General features: G+C 43.8%; 21 protein-coding genes and 1 pseudogene. 21 read left to right on the top strand and 1 reads right to left on the bottom strand.

The annotated features are described in order from the left end of the window. Positions 1-2: 2 nt before the first annotated feature. Complete coding sequence (locus CJ483_RS10520) at positions 3-353, top strand: phage holin family protein (protein ID WP_120034705.1); 351 nt, start codon at positions 3-5, stop codon at positions 351-353. Positions 354-439: 86 nt separating this feature from the next. Here the strand turns inward: CJ483_RS10520 and CJ483_RS10515 are convergent, their stop codons facing one another. Beyond that, on the bottom strand, positions 440-991 hold the full coding sequence (locus CJ483_RS10515; RefSeq protein ID WP_120034703.1) for an N-acetylmuramoyl-L-alanine amidase: 552 nt from the start codon (positions 989-991) through the stop codon (positions 440-442). 161 nt (positions 992-1,152) lie between these two features. Here CJ483_RS10515 and hprK point away from each other — a divergent pair, with 161 nt between their 5' ends. The 20 genes and pseudogenes from hprK to whiA all read left to right on the top strand — a co-directional run bounded on the left by hprK (position 1,153) and on the right by whiA (position 19,037). Further along, positions 1,153-2,088, top strand: coding sequence for an HPr(Ser) kinase/phosphatase (gene hprK, locus CJ483_RS10510; protein ID WP_120034701.1), 936 nt, complete (start codon positions 1,153-1,155; stop codon positions 2,086-2,088). Positions 2,089-2,118: 30 nt separating this feature from the next. Then, positions 2,119-2,934 carry a prolipoprotein diacylglyceryl transferase gene (lgt, locus tag CJ483_RS10505; RefSeq protein WP_120034699.1) on the top strand — a complete coding sequence of 272 codons (816 nt, stop codon included), beginning with the start codon at positions 2,119-2,121 and terminating at the stop codon, positions 2,932-2,934. Positions 2,935-2,948: 14 nt separating this feature from the next. Further along, positions 2,949-3,899, top strand: a complete 951-nt coding sequence (locus CJ483_RS10500; RefSeq protein WP_120034697.1) for a nucleoside recognition domain-containing protein — start codon at positions 2,949-2,951, stop codon at positions 3,897-3,899. Beyond that, a complete protein-coding gene (ppaX, locus tag CJ483_RS10495) occupies positions 3,896-4,552 on the top strand; it encodes a pyrophosphatase PpaX (protein WP_120034695.1) in 657 nt (218 codons plus the stop codon). The genes CJ483_RS10500 and ppaX overlap by 4 nt, the downstream gene beginning before the upstream one ends. Continuing rightward, positions 4,549-5,046: an acyltransferase gene (locus CJ483_RS10490; RefSeq protein WP_120034693.1), complete on the top strand. Its 498-nt coding sequence runs from the start codon at positions 4,549-4,551 to the stop codon at positions 5,044-5,046. Before ppaX ends, CJ483_RS10490 begins: the two co-directional genes overlap by 4 nt. Before the next feature lie 117 nt (positions 5,047-5,163). Beyond that, entirely contained in the window at positions 5,164-5,793 is a 630-nt protein-coding gene (locus tag CJ483_RS10485; protein WP_120034691.1) for a LysE family translocator, read from the top strand. Positions 5,794-5,993: 200 nt separating this feature from the next. After that, on the top strand, positions 5,994-7,178 hold the full coding sequence (locus CJ483_RS10480; protein WP_120034689.1) for an ATP phosphoribosyltransferase regulatory subunit: 1,185 nt from the start codon (positions 5,994-5,996) through the stop codon (positions 7,176-7,178). A gap of 5 nt (positions 7,179-7,183) precedes the next feature. Beyond that, entirely contained in the window at positions 7,184-7,813 is a 630-nt protein-coding gene (gene hisG, locus CJ483_RS10475) for an ATP phosphoribosyltransferase (RefSeq protein ID WP_120034687.1), read from the top strand. 5 nt (positions 7,814-7,818) lie between these two features. Then, positions 7,819-9,087: a histidinol dehydrogenase gene (gene hisD, locus CJ483_RS10470; RefSeq protein ID WP_120037932.1), complete on the top strand. Its 1,269-nt coding sequence runs from the start codon at positions 7,819-7,821 to the stop codon at positions 9,085-9,087. A gap of 47 nt (positions 9,088-9,134) precedes the next feature. Further along, positions 9,135-9,725 (top strand): imidazoleglycerol-phosphate dehydratase HisB, encoded by a 591-nt coding sequence (gene hisB, locus CJ483_RS10465; protein ID WP_120034685.1) that lies wholly within the window; start codon positions 9,135-9,137, stop codon positions 9,723-9,725. Then, positions 9,726-10,358 (top strand): imidazole glycerol phosphate synthase subunit HisH, encoded by a 633-nt coding sequence (gene hisH, locus CJ483_RS10460; RefSeq protein WP_120034682.1) that lies wholly within the window; start codon positions 9,726-9,728, stop codon positions 10,356-10,358. Next, positions 10,355-11,089, top strand: coding sequence for a 1-(5-phosphoribosyl)-5-[(5-phosphoribosylamino)methylideneamino]imidazole-4-carboxamide isomerase (gene hisA, locus CJ483_RS10455; RefSeq protein WP_120034680.1), 735 nt, complete (start codon positions 10,355-10,357; stop codon positions 11,087-11,089). The genes hisH and hisA overlap by 4 nt, the downstream gene beginning before the upstream one ends. Further along, a complete protein-coding gene (gene hisF / locus CJ483_RS10450) occupies positions 11,086-11,844 on the top strand; it encodes an imidazole glycerol phosphate synthase subunit HisF (protein WP_120034678.1) in 759 nt (252 codons plus the stop codon). The genes hisA and hisF overlap by 4 nt, the downstream gene beginning before the upstream one ends. Next, positions 11,841-12,479, top strand: coding sequence for a bifunctional phosphoribosyl-AMP cyclohydrolase/phosphoribosyl-ATP diphosphatase HisIE (gene hisIE, locus CJ483_RS10445; protein WP_120034676.1), 639 nt, complete (start codon positions 11,841-11,843; stop codon positions 12,477-12,479). Before hisF ends, hisIE begins: the two co-directional genes overlap by 4 nt. Before the next feature lie 239 nt (positions 12,480-12,718). Next, on the top strand, positions 12,719-14,230 hold the full coding sequence (locus CJ483_RS10440; protein WP_120034674.1) for a tetratricopeptide repeat protein: 1,512 nt from the start codon (positions 12,719-12,721) through the stop codon (positions 14,228-14,230). 120 nt (positions 14,231-14,350) lie between these two features. Further along, entirely contained in the window at positions 14,351-15,304 is a 954-nt protein-coding gene (trxB, locus tag CJ483_RS10435) for a thioredoxin-disulfide reductase (protein ID WP_259455610.1), read from the top strand. A 391-nt stretch (positions 15,305-15,695) separates the two neighbouring features. Continuing rightward, positions 15,696-16,154, top strand: a complete 459-nt coding sequence (locus CJ483_RS10430; protein ID WP_049664749.1) for an NUDIX domain-containing protein — start codon at positions 15,696-15,698, stop codon at positions 16,152-16,154. A 62-nt stretch (positions 16,155-16,216) separates the two neighbouring features. Beyond that, a complete protein-coding gene (gene rapZ / locus CJ483_RS10425) occupies positions 16,217-17,110 on the top strand; it encodes an RNase adapter RapZ (RefSeq protein ID WP_120034672.1) in 894 nt (297 codons plus the stop codon). Then, positions 17,107-18,090: a gluconeogenesis factor YvcK family protein gene (locus CJ483_RS10420; RefSeq protein WP_120034670.1), complete on the top strand. Its 984-nt coding sequence runs from the start codon at positions 17,107-17,109 to the stop codon at positions 18,088-18,090. Before rapZ ends, CJ483_RS10420 begins: the two co-directional genes overlap by 4 nt. Continuing rightward, positions 18,091-19,037 (top strand): annotated as a pseudogene (gene whiA / locus CJ483_RS10415) (DNA-binding protein WhiA). Positions 19,038-19,047: the final 10 nt, after the last annotated feature.

Raw genomic sequence — 19,047 nt, 5'->3', positions numbered from 1 at the left:
AGATGAATTGGATTATAGGCATTTTAGTGAATGCAGTGTTGTTTATTGCCATTTCAGGCTATTTTTCGGGACTGCATGTAGATAATTTTTCATCAGCGGTTATCGCCAGTTTTATCTTATCAATCCTAAATATGATTGTTCGGCCGCTGCTTGTTCTTTTTACTTTGCCTATTACCTTTTTAACACTCGGGCTGTTTCTATTTGTTATCAATGCTATCACCTTGCTTTTAACAGACAATATTATGGGATCGGCGTTTGACATTGCCGGTTTTGGAATGGCATTGTTCATTGCGGTGATTATGGCATTAGTCAATCTTATCCTTCAGGTGACAGTATTTAAAAAAAATAAATAACTGTTCCGGAAGAAAGCCAGGTAACTCTCATTCTCTTTGTTCGACTAAATGTTTGAAGAGAAGAGGAGAAGCCTGGCTTTTAGCTGTTAGCGAATAGACAGCTTATATATTTTTTCTATAGCTTCGACTATTCCACGGGCGCATAGTTCTCTATACGTGTCTGTTCGCAGAAGGCGTGCTTCTTCAGCGTGGGTCATGAATCCTGCTTCCACAAGAACAGCTGGCATGAGAGTCTTTTTGAGTATATAGAAGTTTGCGGTCTTTACCCCACGGTTTTTACGTCCCGTGAGCGCAACCAGGCGTTTCTGGATGGCTGTTGCTACAGTTTCTGCCTGTTTGGGGCGTGAAGAATGGATAAACGTTTCAATACCATTAGCGTTATTCCAGTCGTTTCCATAAGCATTTGCATGGATGGATAGAAAGAGATCGGCTTTCCAGTTGTTTGCTTTCCACACCCTTCTATCGAGGAGGACATCTTCTGTGTCTGAGTGAGAGAAAGTGATACTTGCTCCTCTTTCCTCCAGCTTTTTTCTAATCAAGATAGCCACACTTCGGTTAAATTCAAATTCCTTCATGCCATCCGGCGTTCTTTTGCCTGGAGTAGAATAGCCATGCCCCGCATCGATCATAATTTTCATCAGCTTTCCTCCCTATCATTTTTTCATTTTATACATGCTGATTAGCAAAGAAAAAGGACACTTTAACAGCCTGTAAATAAAAAATTCTAATTCTTCATTTTAATTGCCCCCCGCAAAAATGTTACAATGGAATCAGACTGCCATGATGAGGAGGAAAAACAGTGGCTAAAGTGCGTACATCTGATTTGCTAGAAAACCTAGACTTGGAGCTAATTAGCGGTGAAGACGGCATCCATCGTCCGATTATAACGAGCGATCTTTCTCGCCCAGGACTTGAGCTTGCCGGCTTTTTTGATTATTATCCAAAAGAGCGTGTGCAGCTGCTTGGCATGACAGAGCTGACCTTTTTTCAAAAGCTTCATCCAGATGAAAAGCTGGAGAGAATGGAAAGGCTATGTGATGACCAGACACCAGCAATTATTATCTCACGTGAACTGGAAGTGCCGAAAGAATTAATTGAAGCTTCTGAACGGCATGCAGTCCCCGTAATGAAGTCAAAACTGACTACTACAAGGCTCTCCAGCAAACTGACGAATTACTTGGAAAGAATGTTGGCACCGACAACAGCCGTTCATGGTGTGCTTGTTGATATTTATGGTGTAGGCGTGCTCATTACCGGGCAAAGTGGTGTCGGTAAAAGTGAGGCCGCCCTTGATCTCGTTAAAAGAGGGCATCGCCTCGTGGCCGATGACTGTGTAGAGATCCGCCAGGAAGACAACGATACGCTTGTCGGCAGCGCACCGGAACTTATTGAGCATTTACTTGAGATTCGCGGGCTCGGCATTATTAATATCATGACCTTATTTGGCGCGAGTGCTATTAGGAGTACAAAAAGAATTACCCTGAATGTCCACTTGGAGCTGTGGAATTCTAAAAAACAATATGACCGTCTGGGCATTGAGGAAGACAAGCTGAAAATAATTGACACGGAAATCACAAAAATCACTATTCCTGTCCGTCCAGGCAGAAATATAGCCGTTATTATTGAAGTAGCCGCAATGAATTTCCGCTTAAAACGTCTGGGAATTAATACAGCGAAGGATTTTACAGATAAGCTAGCCAATGTCATCAGTGAGCGCGACACTGATTTTATGTAACAAGGGCTGCAAGCAGAAAGGGGAAAAAGAATGGAAGGCTATCCGCTTGATCCGATTGCGATCGCGATTGGGCCGCTTCAGGTTCATTGGTACGGTCTCATTATCGGTCTTGGTATTGCACTCGGTTTTTATTTAGCTGTAAAAGAAGGCGACCGGCTTGGGTTGCCAAAAGATACATTTGCCGATTTGCTGATTTGGGCCATCCCGATTGCTATTATTTCAGCACGTATTTATTATGTTTTATTTCAATGGGAATACTATTCCCAGCATCCGGGAGACATCATTAAAATTTGGAATGGCGGAATTGCCATCCATGGTGCGTTAATCGGTGCAGTTGTTACCACTGTTATTTTTTCGAAAGTCAAACGTGTTTCGTTCTGGAAGCTGGCTGATATAGCGGCCCCCAGCATCATTTTAGGGCAAGCAATTGGCCGCTGGGGAAACTTTATGAATCAGGAGGCCCATGGCGGCGAAGTGACAAGGTCTTTTTTAGAGGGCCTGCACTTGCCTGACTTTATTATTAATCAAATGTATATAGACGGTCATTACTATCACCCGACTTTTTTGTATGAATCGATATGGAATTTTGTCGGTTTGATATTGCTGTTAAGCTTGCGGAAAGTGAATTTAAAGCGGGGAGAATTGTTTTTATCTTACGTTATTTGGTACTCCATCGGGCGTTTCTTTATTGAAGGACTCCGGACAGATAGTCTGATGCTGACTGATTCACTGAGGATTGCTCAGGTGATTTCACTTGTCCTTTTAGTATCAGCTGTCCTTATTTTGCTTATCCGCCGCAGGCAAAAAGGCAAACAGCTGCCTTACAATAGTTTAGTGAATGAATGAACAAGGGGGATAATATGGGGAACACGTTAAGAAACGGTCTGTTTTCAGGGGTAAAAACAACATGGCTGCTCGGTAAAATTATTTTTCCAATTACCCTCATTGTCACGCTGCTCCAATATACACCGATATTGCCGTGGCTGATGAATGCGATCAGCCCAGTTATGCGGATATTTGGATTATCAGGTGATGCTTCCATTCCGCTTGTGCTCGGCAACTTTTTAAATTTATATGCGGCCATTGGAGCCATTTTATCATTGGATTTGACAGTTAAAGAAGTGTTCATTTTAGCTGTCATGCTGTCTTTTTCACACAATCTGTTTATTGAATCAAGCGTGGCTGCTCGGGTTGGCGTAAAATTGCCCGTCATTTTAGCAGTAAGGCTAGGGCTTGCGGTTGCATCCGCCCTGATTATTAACTTGGTTTGGCGTGGAGGGAGTGGCATAGCGCAATATGGTATGGCTCCGCCGCTGCAGGCAGAACCCAATGGCTGGGGGGAAATTTTCATGCTTGGTCTTGAAAAAGCAGGGTATGGCATTTTTCAGCTGGCTTTAATTGTTATGCCCTTGATGCTCGCTATCCAAATTTTAAAGGACTTAAAGTGGCTTGATGCCTTTTCGCGCTGGATGGCTCCTGTGACCCGTTTACTTGGAATGAAAGAAAATACGTCTATGACATTGGCATCCGGCTTGCTTTTCGGACTCGCGCTCGGATCTGCTGTCATGATTCAAGCGGTGAAAGAGGATGGGGTAAGCGGCAGGGATGTGACGCTTGCAATGATTTTCCTAGTAGCATGCCATGCAGTCGTAGAAGATACGGTAATATTCATGCCGCTCGGTATTACAGGTTGGCCATTACTCGCTCTATTTTTAATTCGCTTAGTTACAGCTATTCTACTGACGCTTGTTGTGTCTTCCCTATGGAAGCCGACTGAATTGGTTCAAAGAAAGGAAGCAAAACTATCATGACAAAAATAACAACATTGCTTTTTGATTTGGATGGTACCCTTATTAATACAAATGAATTAATTATTTCTTCTTTTTTGCATACGTTGAATCATTATTTTCCTGAACAATATAAACGTGAAGACGTTTATCCATTTATGGGACCCACTCTCGTTGAAACGTTTTCCAGTATTGATGCTGAACGTGTAGAAGAAATGGTGACTCGCTACCGAACATTTAATCTTGAGAACCATGATTTGCTCGTCACTGAATTTGACGGTGTATATGAAACAATTCGTACATTGAAAGAAAATAATTTTAAGCTCGCTATCGTTTCAACCAAGCTGCGAGACACAGTCATTAAAGGGCTTAAATTAACTAACTTATATCCATTTTTTGATACGATTGTAGCTTTAGACGATGTCACTCATCCGAAACCACATCCAGAACCGTTATTAAAAGCATTACAGGAGGTTGGTTCTCAGCCAGAGGAAGCGATGATGATCGGCGATAACTTCCACGACATTGAAGGGGGAAAAAATGCCGGTACCCTAACAGCTGGTGTAGCCTGGTCTGTTAAAGGAAAAGAGTTTTTGCAGTCTTTTCAGCCGGATTATATGCTCGATGCGATGCCTGATCTTTTAGATATTGTAAAGATCGGGGTACCGGAAAAGTGAGAAAGACGAAACGGTATAAAGTGGAAGGGGCCAATTCGCTCTGGAATATTTATAAAACCGTCTCGTTTTGGAAAACGTTTAAAAATACAGCAATTATTGAAATCGGCCGTTTTATCCCTTTTATGAGAGTGAAAAATAGCCTATACCGCACATTTCTTGGCATGAAGATTGATAAACAAACAGCGCTTGCCTACAAGGTAGTCCCAGATATTATGTTTCCGGAACTCATCTCGATTGGCCGCAATACGATTATTGGCTATAACACCGTTATTCTCGCCCATGAATATTTAATTGAAGAATATCGTCTTGGAGAAGTGATCATCGGTGATAATGTAATGATCGGTGCCAACAGCACCATACTTCCTGGTGTAACGATTGGGGATGGCGCCATTATTTCAGCTGCTACACTTGTCCATCGCGATGTGCCGCCTGGTGCTTTTGCTGGCGGGAATCCGATGCAGATAAAAGAAAAGAGAGAGCCCGTTAAGCCTTAAGGCTTAACGGGCTTTTAATTGTTCATTTGCTGCACTGTCTGATCTGACATCGCATTTTTCCTCTTCTAAAATATTTGCTTTCTATGATAAAATTTCGAAATAAAAGGATGTGAAGTTATGATAAATATCGTTACTTTTGTGATTATGTCTTTCTTTTTGGTTATTCTTCCGGGACCTGATAACGTAATTTTAACGAGAAATACGTTAAGAGAAGGGAGGAAAGGAGGGCTAAGAACCATTTTAGGGATCTGTTTGGCGCTGTTAGTTCACACATTAATAGCAATCATTGGATTATCTGCTATTATCGCCAGTTCCGCTTATTTATTTTCAATATTCAAATTTGTAGGTGCTACTTATCTCATTTACTTAGGTGTGAGAGCCTTTTTATCCGTCAGAGATAACAAATTAAAGGCCCCTGCTCTAAGTGAAAGCTGCCAAGCGGCAGACGAAAATTTCTTTCGGCAAGGGTTTTTAACCGATTTGTTAAATCCTAAAGTGGCTGTATTTTTCTTAACATTTTTACCTCAATTTGTAGAGCCGCATGTGCACAGCTTTGTTCCCTTTCTTCTGTTGGGTTTTATTTATACAGCCCTAACTTTTCTATACTCTCTTTTTTTCATTTTGCTCATAGATCAAATAAGTGGGTTTATGCAGAAACAATCCACTCAAAAAGTCATTCAGGGAGTATCGGGCGCTGTGCTTGTAGGCTTTGGTTTAAAGCTTGCTTTTGAAAAGGCCCCTGCATAAGAAAAGCTGAAGTGATCCAATCCTAATAGGATCACTTCAGCTTTTTTATTTTAAAGGGAAAGTTAAAGGGAATGGCGTATTTATTTCTCTTGACGGAAATTGTCAGAAACGTTAAACTACTTGTAATTACTTCATCATGTTAGCATATTAGCGAACTAAAGCATGCTGCGTGAAATCTACAGATGATCGGGTGATAGACCATGTCGAAGCTGTTAATGTTTGAAAAACCTGTCGGGATGCGTGACACGCTCCCTCATATATATGAAACGAAGCGAAAGCTAAAAGAAACAGCGGAAACAGAGATGAGAAGCTGGGGATATCGATTTATTGAAACACCTGCTTTGGAATATCATGAGACCGTAGGAGAAGCCTCTGCTATTTTGGATCGCCAGTTGTTTAAATTGCTTGATCAGCAAGGAAATACTCTTGTGCTGCGTCCCGATATGACAACGCCGATTGCGCGAGTGGCGGCCTCAAAGTTATTGAAGGAACGTGTGCCGTTGCGGCTCGCCTACTCAGCGAGCGTCTACCGAGCACAGCAGCGTGAGGGAGGAAGAGCAGCTGAATTTGAGCAGATTGGTGTAGAAGTGATTGGTGACCAGACGGTGAGCGCCGATGCAGAGCTTATTGCACTGCTTGTATCTATCCTAAAGAAAACTGGTATGGAGCGTTTTCAAATTTCTCTCGGCCACATTCGCTTTACGGACGAGCTGTTCCGCCAAATTCTTGGTACAGAAGAGCGGGTTGAACATCTACGCCGTTTTTTATACGAAAAAAATTATGTCGGCTACTGTGAACATGTAAAAAGTCTCCCGCTTTCTTCCATTGACCAGCAGCGCCTTCTGCGTTTTCTAGATTTAACAGGGGAACTGAACTGTCTTGAAGGGGCGGCTGATCTAATTGAGGGCGGGGCAGGTAGCGAGGCGATTGCTGAATTGCGCGGTTTATATGAAAGATTGCAAGAATATGGTGTAGCGGAGTATATACAATTCGATTTACCGCTCGTCAGCCATATGAGCTATTATACAGGGTTAGTGTTTGAAGTTTACGTTGATGGAGCCGGAACATCGGCGGGCAACGGAGGCCGTTATGATCATTTGCTCGAAAAGTTCGGCCAGCCAGCCAGTGCTACAGGATTCGGACTTCGTGTTGATGTATTGCTTGGCGCTCTTGAACAGCTGGAAGAGGAAGAAAAAGTACATTGCATCTTATTCAGCAATGAGCGCCGAGTAGAAGCTATTCAAGAGGCAAGAAAACGTCGTGAAGCAGGAGAAGCGGTGCTTTTGCAGGATGTAGCCGGCGTAGAAGATGTAGACCGGTTTACAGAAGCATGCAAGAGTGTCTCCTTCTTCGTAGGAAAAGCAACAAGCGGAAGGGAGTTCTGATCGCCATGTTAACAATTGCGATGCCCAAAGGGCGAATTTTTGAAGAGGCAGCTGAACTGCTCCGTGAGTCAGGCTATCAGCTGCCTCCGGATCTCGATGAATCACGCAAGCTAATTATTGAAGTGCCGGAAGAGCATTTACGCTTTTTTTTAGCGAAACCAATGGATGTGGCAACATATGTCGAATATGGTGTCGCAGATCTCGGAATTGCGGGCAAAGATGTGCTCCTTGAAGAGGAAAGAGATGTGTATGAGCTGATCGATTTAAAGATCAGTCCATGCTACCTGGCTGTGGCTGGTTTGCCTGATACTTCTGTGGATGAAGTAGCTCCTAAAGTGGCAACGAAGTATCCAAACGTCGCTTCTTCTTATTTTCGCGGAAAAGGGGAGCAAGTTGAAATTATCAAATTAAACGGTTCTATTGAGCTTGCTCCAATGATTGGGCTTGCAGATCGGATTGTTGATATCGTATCGACCGGCCGGACTTTAAGAGAAAATGGGCTTGTTGAATATGAAACAATTGTAGATATTACTTCCCGGCTAATTGTTAATCCAGCCAGTTATCGTTTAAAGGGTAAGGAAATTAGCCAGCTTGTCAGCCGGCTGTCAGAAATTATTGCAGAAAAGGCAGTGTGAAAGAGATGAAGATCCAAAATATCACACAAGAATTATCGTTAAAGCGTTCTGTGGATAATGGAACGAATGAACAGCGTACCGCTGTACAAAAAATTATTCAAGCAGTCCGTGCAGAGGGAGACGCTGCGCTGTTAGCCTACACGAAGCAATTTGACGGAGCAGAACTGAACAGCATGAGGGTCACGCGTGGTGAAATTGATGAAGCCTATAACGAGTTTCCTGAGGAGATCACACAAGTGATTAAAGAGGCGGCTGACAATATTTTTACGTTTCATCAAAAGCAGCTGAGGGAAACGTGGACTTATACAGATCAGAATGGGACAATGCTTGGCCAAATGCTGACACCGCTTGACTCCGCTGGTGTATATGTACCAGGGGGAACGGCTGCCTACCCATCCTCTGTGCTCATGAACGTTCTGCCTGCAAAGGTTGCCGGAGTGAAGCGGATTGTGATGGTCTCGCCTCCTGGTCCTGATGGCCGTTTGCCAGCAGGAGTTCTCATAGCTGCTGATATTGCGGGAGTAGAAGAAATTTATAAAGTTGGCGGTGCTCAGGCAGTGGCTGCACTCGCTTATGGAACTGAATCAATCCGTCCAGTCGATAAGATCACTGGTCCCGGCAATATTTATGTAGCATTGGCGAAACGTGAAGTGTTTGGTGATGTGGATATTGATATGATTGCCGGACCGAGTGAAATTGCCGTTCTCGCTGATGAAAGTGCAAGGCCAGCAGAAATTGCGGCAGATTTATTGTCTCAAGCAGAGCATGATCCGCGTGCAAGCAGCGTGTTGGTTACACCTTCATGGAAGCTCGCTGAAGAGACGGCAGCAGAAGTTGAACGACAGCTTTCGGGCCTTCCAAGGGAAGAAATTGCCCGGGAATCTATTGAAAACTATGGAGCCATTTATGTCGCAAAAGACATGAAGGAGGCGATAAGCGTAGTGAACCAGCTGGCGCCGGAACACTTAGAAATCATGACAGAGAACGCGCTGGATGTCGTGAAAAGCATTCGCCATGCCGGGGCCATTTTTATTGGTCGCTTCAGTTCTGAGCCTATTGGCGATTATTTTGCAGGCCCTAATCATGTCTTGCCAACAAACGGAACTGCCCGTTTTTCTTCACCGCTCAATGTGGATGATTTTATGAAGAAATCGAGTTTAATTATGTATAGCGAGAAAGCTTTCAATGAGAATGTTGATAAAATCGCTGCTTTTGCCCGCTTAGAGGGACTCGAAGCTCATGCCCGAGCTGTAGAGGCACGCAAAGAAAAATAAAGTAAACAAAAGATATAGCAAAACTAGCAGAAGAAGGAGTGGCCCAGTTGAGTAACCGGACGTCAGAATTAACCCGCAACACGAATGAAACCAAAATACAGCTTGCTTTTTCTATCGATGGTGAGGGCCAGGCAGATATTCAGACGGGCGTGCCGTTCATGGATCATATGCTTGATTTGTTCACAAAGCATGGCCAATTTGATTTAACAGTCAAAGCCGACGGAGATGTGGAGATAGACGATCATCATACAACAGAGGATATTGGTATTTGTCTTGGGCTTGCTTTGAAAGAAGCCCTTGGTGACAAAAAAGGAATTAAACGTTATGGAAATGCATTTGTTCCTATGGATGAGACGCTTGCCCAAGTGATTGTTGATTTAAGCAACCGTCCGCATTTTGAGATGCGCGGAGAGTTTCCGGCGCAAAAGGTCGGCACATTTGATACGGAACTTGTCCGCGAATTTCTCTGGAAGCTTGCTTTAGAGGCACGAATGAACCTTCATGTCATCATTCATTACGGCAGCAACACACATCATATGATTGAAGCGGTCTTTAAAGCACTCGCCCGGGCGCTCGATGAAGCAACAATCGTGGACCCGCGCGTTAAAGGCGTGCCATCAACGAAAGGAATGTTGTAAATGATCGGCATCGTTGATTACGGAATGGGCAACTTGTTCAGCGTCAGTAAAGCGCTTGAGAGGATAGGTGTGCCTTATATTATTAGTGAGTCGCCGGAAGAACTGAATGAAACGAAAGGATTGATTCTGCCGGGAGTTGGTTCTTTCAGAGATGCTATGTCTTTATTGAAAGAAAAAAAACTCGATAGCTTTTTGCATACATATGTAGAAAGTGGCCGTCCGCTTTTAGGTATTTGTCTCGGCATGCAGCTATTGTTTCAGGAAAGTGAAGAAAACGGCCGGACACAGGGCCTCGGATTGTTAAGAGGGAGTGTGGTACGTATTCCGATTGACAGCGGTGACAAAGTAAAAGTTCCGCATATGGGATGGAATCAGCTTGCTTTTCATCTAGAGTCGCCTGTACTTCACGGTGTGGAAGAAGGCTTTGTCTATTTTGTCCACTCTTATTATGTGGACGGGATGGATAGAGAGTCGCTGCTTGCCAGCACCGTCTATAGCGTAGAAATTCCTGCTGTTGTTGGGAATAACAATGTGTTCGGCATGCAATTTCACCCTGAGAAAAGCAGCCGGGTCGGCATGCAGCTATTAACGAATTTTACAAAAGCAATGGAGCAATCGGAGGCGATTATATGAGCTTTACCATCTACCCGGCTATTGATATGCGCGGCGGCAAGTGTGTCCGTCTAAAGCAAGGCGACTACAGTCAGGAAACCGTGTATGGTGATTCTCCTTTTGATATGGCGAAATCATTCGTGGAAGAAGGCGCAGAATGGATTCACATGGTTGATCTGGACGGAGCGAAAGACGGCAGGCGGATCAATGACCAGTTTGTGATTGAAGCAGCACAAAAGCTTGAGGCGAAAGTGCAGATTGGCGGAGGCATTCGTACAGAAGAAGATATTCGCCATTATTTAGAAAATGGGGTTGATCGGGTCATTATTGGCAGTCTTGCTGTTTCAGAGACGGAGCTTGTTAAACAATGGCTCAATAGGTTTGGTGACAAGATCGCTATCGGTCTTGATGCAAAGGATGGATTCGTTGCCACGCATGGCTGGATTGAAACGTCTTCTTTAAAGGCGGTAGATCTTGGCAAGGAGCTGGCAACAGCCGGAGCAGAAACCTTCATTTTCACAGATATCGCCACTGATGGAATGCTCTCTGGACCCAATATCCAAGCGGTAGCCGAGCTTGCCCGGAAAACTGGTAAACGTGTGATTGCTTCCGGAGGCGTCAGCTCGCTCCAAGATTTAAGGGAAATTAAACGCTTTGAGCAAGAGGGTGTCAGCGGAGCGATTGTAGGAAAAGCTATTTATACCGGCCAATTTACTGTTCGCGAAGCGCTAAAGGAGGCAAGAGGCCAATGATCACGAAACGGATTATTCCATGTCTCGATGTGAAAGACGGCCGTGTTGTGAAAGGTATTCAGTTTGTTGAATTACGCGATGCCGGTGACCCAGTGGAGCTGGCGAAAGTGTATGATGAACAGGGGGCAGATGAGCTCGTATTTCTTGATATTTCTGCTTCTCACGAAGGCCGGAAGACAATGGTGGAAGTTGTTCAGGATGTTGCTTCGCAGCTTGCCATTCCTTTTACAGTAGGCGGAGGCATTAATTCACTTGAAGACATGAAACGCATTTTGCGTGCGGGGGCTGATAAGGTTTCGTTAAACACGGCAGCTGTTCTTGATCCGGAACTTATCACAATCGGTGCCGATTACTTTGGTACACAGTGTATAGTTATCGCAATTGATGCTAAGTGGGACGATGAGCTTGGCTCATGGCGGGTTTATACGCATGGCGGCCGGCAGGCGACTGAGCGAGAAGTCATTAGCTGGGTTCGGGAAGCAGTTGAGCGAGGAGCTGGTGAAATTCTGCTGACGAGCATGGACAGTGATGGTGAAAAACGTGGATTCGACCTTGCGCTGACGAAAGCAGTCAGTGAAGCAGTTTCCGTCCCTGTCATTGCTTCTGGTGGGGCAGGAGATGCCAAACACTTTTTTGAAGTGTTCACAGAAGGGATAGCAGATGCTGCGTTAGCTGCTTCTATTTTCCATTACAAGGAAACAAGCGTGAACGAAGTGAAAAACTTTTTGAAAGACCGGGGAGTGAATATACGATGAGTGTAACCGTGGAAGAGATTCGATTTGATGAGAAAGGGCTAGTTCCTGCTATCATCCAGGATGCCACTACATATGAAGTGCTAACGCTTGCTTATATGAATAAAGAGTCTTTGCAGCGGACGATAGACAGCGGCGAAACATGGCTGTTTAGCCGTTCACGTCAAGAACTGTGGCACAAAGGAGAAACGAGCGGCCATACCCAAAAGGTTGTGAACATTAAATATGATTGCGACCAGGATGCACTCGTCGTACTTGTAAAGCCGGAAGGGCCTGCCTGTCACCTTGGAACAACAAGCTGTTTCGAGCAATCTTTATATGGTGAACAGACGGAAATGCTGCCGTATACTATTTTGCAAAAACTAGAGGAAGTGATTGCTGACAGGGAGCAAACCCGTCCGGAAGGAGCATACACGACTTATTTGTTTGAAAAAGGCGTCGATAAGATCCTAAAAAAAGTTGGAGAGGAAGCAGCCGAAGTGATTATTGCGGCGAAGAACCGTGATAAGGATGAACTACAGTGGGAAGCGGCTGATTTGCTCTATCACCTGCTTGTCCTTCTTCGTGAGCAAAAGGTAGAGCTTGCTGATGTGTTAGGTGTGCTTGCTAAGCGCCATGAAGAGAAGAGCGGCAAATAGAGTCGAATAAAGCTGTCCTGAAGCCTTGGAGATAGGCTTCAGGACAGCTTTATTCTTGTGAAATGAGAATCCACACAGGCGGATGAACGAAGTGTATAGAACAATGACTGACGTGTATCGCTGCCTATCTGCCGTACTTGCATCTTATTTTTATTCTTGTTTCTTTTCTTCTTTATTAACGAGGCTTTGACATCTATGATATACTCAATAGGTTAATTAACAATGCTCGGAGGACTTACATGACAAAACACTCAAAGCTACGGAAAGAAAAGGGAAAGGTCATCTCTTTTTTGCCGACAGGTGAGTATTACTATACAAAAGGCTTGAAAGCACTGCGGAAGAGAGAGCTGTCAAAAGCGAAGAAGTATTTGTCACGCGCGATGGATTTAGAGCCGATGGAACCAATGATCGCTTGCCAATTAGCGATTGTAGAAACGGAGCTCGGCAATTTTGAACAATCAAATGGCTTGCTGCATTTTGTGCTGGATGATCTAGATCCGCTGATCAGTGAGTGCCATTATTTTTTAGCTAATAATTATGCTCACTTAGGCTTGTTTAAAGAAGCTTTTAAGCACGCCAAGGCATATTTGGAGCAGGACGAAACCGGGGAATTCACAGAGGATGCCGAAGAACTACTCGATTTAATTGAGCTTGACAGTGAAGAAGGTTTTGATGAGTTGGATGAACAGGATGAGTTGATTGCTCTGCAGGAAGAGGCTCGTTATCTGCTTGAGGGCGGCAGTTTCGAGAAAGCAATAGAATGCTTGGAGGGATTGATTGCTAAGCATCCGGATTTTTGGCCCGCTCATAACAACCTGGCTCTTGCTCATTTCTATCTTGGAGAAATTGAAGAAGCCCATGGAGTGTTGGAAAGCGTATTAGAGAAGAACCCAGGGAACTTACATGCCCTATGTAATCTAGCTGTTTTTTTCTTTTACGAAAAGCAATACGGTCTGTTGAGACAACTGGTGGATTTGCTAAGAAAGACATACCCGCTTTTGCCGGAGCAGCAATTTAAGCTCGGCGTAACATTTGCTCTGATCGGCCAGTATGAAGATGCTTATCGATGGCTTAAAAAGCTTCAAAAAAGCGGTTTTGAAGGCGAGCCGGCTTTTTATTATTGGCTCTCTCACTCAGCTTACTTTTCTGGCCGGCAAGAGGTAGCAGAAAACGCCTGGAAGCATATATTGAAGATGAGTCCGGAGAAGGCTGGGCAGGAGCCGTGGGCGAGTAAAAAGGCGGAGCAGCTTGGCCATGAGCAGCAGCCTGCTTCAATTGTAAAGCGGTTGAATAGTGAATATGAAGAAGAGCGTTTTTTCGGTATCTTTTTACTTTCCATAACAGAGGATCAAAAGAAAGTAGTGAGCCATCCTGACTTTTGCGATATTGAATCACTCGCTTTCCGTGAGAAGATTTACCTGGCGGATGTGCTTGGCATGTCGGTGGATATCAAACTAAAGGAAGAGGCTCGCATTAGTCTGGCGCATGACACAGCTCTAACTCTCTATAAGAAGTTTCAGCCGATCGGTACAGAAGAAGCTGGTTTATTTATGCTTTGGTTCACTGTTTTTGGCGAAATAGCAGAGGAGCAGACACGCTTGAAAAATAAAGAAGCATTTGCAGCAGCCACAGAGTATATGTGGCGCAAACTTCGCGGTGAGAAAGAATCGCAGACAAGCCTGGCAGAAAAGTATAACCTCTCTGCTTCTACATTGCAAAAGTATATCAAGTACGTGCGCGAACGATTATAGATTATAGTGATAATGAGCAGAAAATTAGACGAAAGTCCATAGATTGATTAGGATAGAAAGAGAATAAATTATACGATTTAGGGTATCTATATAGTACCGAAGGAAAAGGAGTGGCTAGCTTTGGCAGCAGAAGATAAAATTTATGATGTCATTATTATCGGCGCGGGACCAGCAGGAATGACAGCCGCTGTCTATACATCGCGTGCGAACCTTTCTACGCTAATGATTGAGCGCGGCGTGCCTGGAGGGCAGATGGCAAACACAGAGGAAGTAGAAAATTATCCGGGGTATGACCATATTCTCGGTCCGGATTTGTCTACGAAAATGTTTGACCATGCGAAAAAATTCGGCGCTGAATATGCGTATGGTGATATTAAGGAAATTGTCGACGGCAAAGAGTATAAAATCATCAAAGCAGGTGCAAAAGACTTTAAAGGCCGCTCAGTAATTATTACGACAGGAGCCGAATGGAAAAAGCTCGGCGTACCTGGTGAAAAAGAATTAACAGGCCGTGGCGTCTCATACTGTGCGGTTTGTGATGGTGCATTCTTCAAAGAGAAAGATCTTGTTGTTGTTGGCGGCGGCGACTCGGCCGTTGAAGAAGGAACATATTTAACCCGCTTTGCTAAAAATGTAACGATTGTTCATCGTCGTGATGAGCTTCGTGCCCAAAAGATTTTACAAGATCGGGCATTCAAAAACGAAAAAGTGGATTTTATTTGGAATCATACAGTAAAGGAAATAAATGAAAAAGACGGAAAAGTCGGCAGCGTCACACTCGTGTCTACAGAGAACGGCGAAGAGCAGAAATTTCCGGCTGATGGTGTGTTTATCTATGTAGGTATGCTGCCGCTTTCAAAGCCGTTTTTGAATTTAGGCATTACTAATGATGCTGGCTATATCGTGACAAACGAAAAAATGGAAACAAAGATACCTGGCATTTTCGCGGCAGGTGATGTGCGTGAAAAAACACTCCGCCAGATCGTAACAGCAACTGGGGATGGAAGCATCGCAGCTCAAGCGGCCCAAAACTTTGTGGAAGAATTGAAAGAAGAGTTAGGGGTAGAAGCGTAAGTTTAACAGATTGTTAATCGGCTCGTAATGAAGCTGCAATAAAAATATGTTACATTAATTGAGTAATCTGATACACCCCCTATATTTAATCATATCCCTTTTGACGAGGTTGTTCCGATAACCGGCACTGACTTCCGCGGCTGAAAGCAGCCGCTGGAATTGCCGGTATGGAGCATCCTCTTTTTTTAGGTTCTCGGCTTAATAGAAGGTTCTGTTATGAAGAAAAGGCTAGCTTTTCTATATTATCTTCTGTTTTTAGAGCGGAAACGTTTTCTTAGCGGAACCCATCATTGAGATCAATGGAGTGAACATAGTATAATAATAAGAATGAGAGAAGAGACGGATTACCCGGTTTCTGTTGGAAGCCGGACTTACCCGGAGGTGAAGAAATGTGCAACGTGTAACAAACTGCTTGTTGTTAAAAGATGATAAAGTACTGCTTCTGCAAAAGCCTCGTCGCAACTGGTGGGTCGCTCCGGGTGGGAAAATGGAGCCAGGGGAGTCGATCCGCGATGCTGTCATTCGTGAATATAGAGAAGAGACGGGTATTTATTTACGCCGGCCAGCTGTAAAAGGCATTTTCACATTTATTATTAAAGATGGTGACGATATTGTTTCTGAGTGGATGATGTTTACATTTTTTGCTCAGGAAAGTGATGGCGTATCGATTAAAGAATGCGAAGAAGGCCAGCTGGAATGGCACCCGGTTGAAAAAATAAAAGAACTGCCGATGGCGGAAGGTGATCGCCACATTTTAGAATACATGGTACATGGCACTGGGGTGATTTATGGGGCTTTTACATATACGCCTGATTTTAAGCTGCTTTCCTACCGGCTTGATCCAAATTAATAAAAGAGATATGTACAGAGCAAATTGCTGGCATAACCGCTAAAAGAGAGAGGGGAATGAGAATGAGCAATAAAGCGGGAAGCGAAATGCAGCTGGTTATTATTACCGGTATGTCCGGAGCGGGAAAAACAGTGGCTATCCAAAGCTTTGAAGATCTTGGTTTTTACTGTGTAGATAATTTACCGCCGACCTTGCTGCCCAAGTTTTTAGAGCTGATGAAGGACTCAGGCAATCAAATGAACAAAGTAGCAGTCGTAATGGATATGCGTGGCCGGGAATTTTTTGATTATCTTTTTCAAGCCTTAGATGAAGCGGCTGAGATGTCTTCTGTTACCCCTAAATTATTATTTTTAGAAGCAGAGGATTCTGTGCTTGTTCGCCGATACAAAGAAACGCGGCGCTCTCATCCGCTGTCACCGACTGGTCTTCCTCTCGACGGTATTCAGCAGGAACGCGCCCTTTTGGAGGATTTAAAAGGACGAGCGCATATTATCTATAATACGTCTGCCATGAAGCCCAAGGATTTACGCGAGAAAATTTTAAGTGAGTTCTCACTTAATAAGAAGTCAGTTTTCACTGTGAATGTGATGTCTTTCGGTTTTAAATATGGTCTACCTATTGATGCAGATCTCGTATTTGATGTCCGCTTTTTACCTAATCCGCATTATGTGGACCATCTTAGACCGCGCACCGGGCTTGAAGAGGATGTATCCAGCTATGTATTGAAATGGAATGATACACAGAAATTTCTTGAGAAAGTGATTGATCTACTTTCTTTCATGTTGCCTCATTATAAAATGGAAGGCAAGTCACAGCTCGTTATTGCGATTGGCTGCACCGGCGGCCAACATCGTTCGGTCGCTTTAGCGGAACACATTGGAAACTACTTTGCCAGCGATTATCAAACCCGGATTACTCACCGGGATATTAATAAAAGAACGGTTCAAGCGCCATGAGGCAAAAACAAGAAAAGAAAGTAGTAATTATTGGTGGCGGAACCGGGTTATCGGTCCTTCTGCGCGGACTAAAAAAGCATCCGGTTGATTTAACGGCGATTGTCACTGTGGCTGACGATGGGGGGAGCTCCGGACGTTTGAGGAATGAACTGAATATCCCTCCTCCTGGGGACATTCGCAATGTGTTAGCTGCTTTGTCAGATGTAGAACCGCTTGTAGAAACATTGTTTCAACATCGTTTTAGCACGAAAAATGAATTATCGGGGCATTCGCTTGGCAACTTGATGATTGCAGCGTTAACGTCAATTACTGGTGATTTTGTTCATGCGGTGCAGGAAATGAGCAAAGTGTTAAATGTTCGTGGCAAGGTGTTGCCAGCAGCCAATCAAAGCGTTGTGCTTCATGCAGAAATGGACGACGGCACAGTGGTATCCGGGGAATCGAAAATTCCTTATTCCGGCAAGCGGATTAAGCGGGTGTTTTTATCACCGGAGGATATCCAACCTTTGCCTGAAACGATCCGAGCGATCAGAGAGGCTGATCTAATTATTGTCGGGCCAGGCAGCTTGTATACGAGTATTTTGCCTAATTTGCTTGTTCCGCAAATTGGCGAGGAAGTATGCCAGTCACCTGCCAAAAAAGTCTATATCTGCAATTTGATGACCCAGGCCGGCGAAACGCTTGACTTCACAGCAAGTGACCATGTAAAAGCCATTTATGATCATATGAGCTGTCGCTTCATCGATACCATTTTAGTGAATAATGATCCGATCCCGGAATACATCCAGGAAAAATATAAAGAGGAAAGAGCAAGGCCAGTCTTTTATGATGTTGATTTATTAAAATCATTGGGCCTAAATGTTATTTTTGATGAAATTGCGATTCGTGAAGGTGGCGTGGTTCGCCATGATACAAATAAGGTTTCTGAGATTCTTTTTCGGCTCATTGAGGATAAAAATAAATGGAAGAAGGTGGCGTAGTTGTCATTTGCTTCTGAAACAAAGAAAGAGCTAACGACGCTGGAGGTAAAGGATTGCTGTGCTAGAGCCGAGCTTTCAGCGCTCATCCGCATGAATGGATCGCTCTCTTTCTCCAATCGTCTCCTTGTCGTCAATATTCAGACAGAAAACGCAGCGATTGCCAGGAGAATTTATGTACTGTTAAAGAAAAACTATGAAGTAGAAGTAGAATTGCTCGTACGAAAGAAAATGAGACTGAAAAAAAATAATATATATATCGTTCGCTTAAAAGAAAGAGCGCGTGATATTCTTGAGGATTTAGCGATTATTGAAAATTCATTTTCTTTTGTGCACAATATATCTTCGTCCTTAATTGAAAAAAATGCTGTCGTCGCTCGTATTTACGCGGTGCGTTTTTGGCAGGAGGATCTGTAAATAATCCTGAAACATCTTCTTATCATTTAGAGATATTTTCGCTTTACAAAGAGCATAATGATGCTTTGTGCGAGCTGATGAATAGCTTTGACTTAAACAGTAAAACGCTCGAGCGTAAAAAAGGATTTATCACCTATTTAAAAGAAGCAGAAAAAATCACCGAATTTCTTAATATTGTAGGGGCTCACAGTGCATTGTTGCGCTTTGAGGATGTCCGCATTGTGAGAGACATGCGCAATTCCGTTAACCGTCTTGTGAACTGCGAAACGGCTAATTTAAATAAAACGATCGGTGCGGCTTTGCGCCAAGTAGAAAACATCCGTTTTATTGAATCATCTGTCGGTTTGGATGTATTGCCAGACAAATTGCGTGAAATTGCTGAATTGCGTGTAGCCCACCAAGATGTCACTCTCAAAGAGCTTGGTGAAATGGTATCAGGCACGGCAATCAGTAAATCGGGCATCAATCATCGGTTGCGCAAGATTGATGAAATCGCTGAAAAACTACGAGCAAATGAACCAATTAATAAATAATTGAAAGAGG

Source organism: Bacillus sp. PK3_68 (assembly GCF_003600835.1).
Lineage (GTDB): Bacteria > Bacillota > Bacilli > Bacillales > Domibacillaceae > Pseudobacillus.
The sequence above is the reverse complement of the archived record's forward strand: the minus strand, read 5'-3'. Positions and strand labels throughout refer to the sequence as shown.

Bases quoted from the DNA above. Each gene is read 5' to 3' on its own strand.
- hisD (WP_120037932.1), top strand. From the start codon at position 7,819: ATGAAGATCCAAAATATCACACAAGAATTATCGTTAAAGCGTTCTGTG.
- ppaX (WP_120034695.1), top strand. From the start codon at position 3,896: ATGACAAAAATAACAACATTGCTTTTTGATTTGGATGGTACCCTTATT.
- CJ483_RS10515 (WP_120034703.1), bottom strand. From the start codon at position 991: ATGAAAATTATGATCGATGCGGGGCATGGCTATTCTACTCCAGGCAAA.
- CJ483_RS10500 (WP_120034697.1), top strand. From the start codon at position 2,949: ATGGGGAACACGTTAAGAAACGGTCTGTTTTCAGGGGTAAAAACAACA.
- hisH (WP_120034682.1), top strand. From the start codon at position 9,726: ATGATCGGCATCGTTGATTACGGAATGGGCAACTTGTTCAGCGTCAGT.
- hisIE (WP_120034676.1), top strand. From the start codon at position 11,841: ATGAGTGTAACCGTGGAAGAGATTCGATTTGATGAGAAAGGGCTAGTT.
- CJ483_RS10420 (WP_120034670.1), top strand. From the start codon at position 17,107: ATGAGGCAAAAACAAGAAAAGAAAGTAGTAATTATTGGTGGCGGAACC.
- rapZ (WP_120034672.1), top strand. From the start codon at position 16,217: ATGAGCAATAAAGCGGGAAGCGAAATGCAGCTGGTTATTATTACCGGT.
- CJ483_RS10485 (WP_120034691.1), top strand. From the start codon at position 5,164: ATGATAAATATCGTTACTTTTGTGATTATGTCTTTCTTTTTGGTTATT.
- CJ483_RS10440 (WP_120034674.1), top strand. From the start codon at position 12,719: ATGACAAAACACTCAAAGCTACGGAAAGAAAAGGGAAAGGTCATCTCT.
- hisA (WP_120034680.1), top strand. From the start codon at position 10,355: ATGAGCTTTACCATCTACCCGGCTATTGATATGCGCGGCGGCAAGTGT.
- hisG (WP_120034687.1), top strand. From the start codon at position 7,184: ATGTTAACAATTGCGATGCCCAAAGGGCGAATTTTTGAAGAGGCAGCT.
- lgt (WP_120034699.1), top strand. From the start codon at position 2,119: ATGGAAGGCTATCCGCTTGATCCGATTGCGATCGCGATTGGGCCGCTT.
- CJ483_RS10520 (WP_120034705.1), top strand. From the start codon at position 3: ATGAATTGGATTATAGGCATTTTAGTGAATGCAGTGTTGTTTATTGCC.
- CJ483_RS10480 (WP_120034689.1), top strand. From the start codon at position 5,994: ATGTCGAAGCTGTTAATGTTTGAAAAACCTGTCGGGATGCGTGACACG.
- hisF (WP_120034678.1), top strand. From the start codon at position 11,086: ATGATCACGAAACGGATTATTCCATGTCTCGATGTGAAAGACGGCCGT.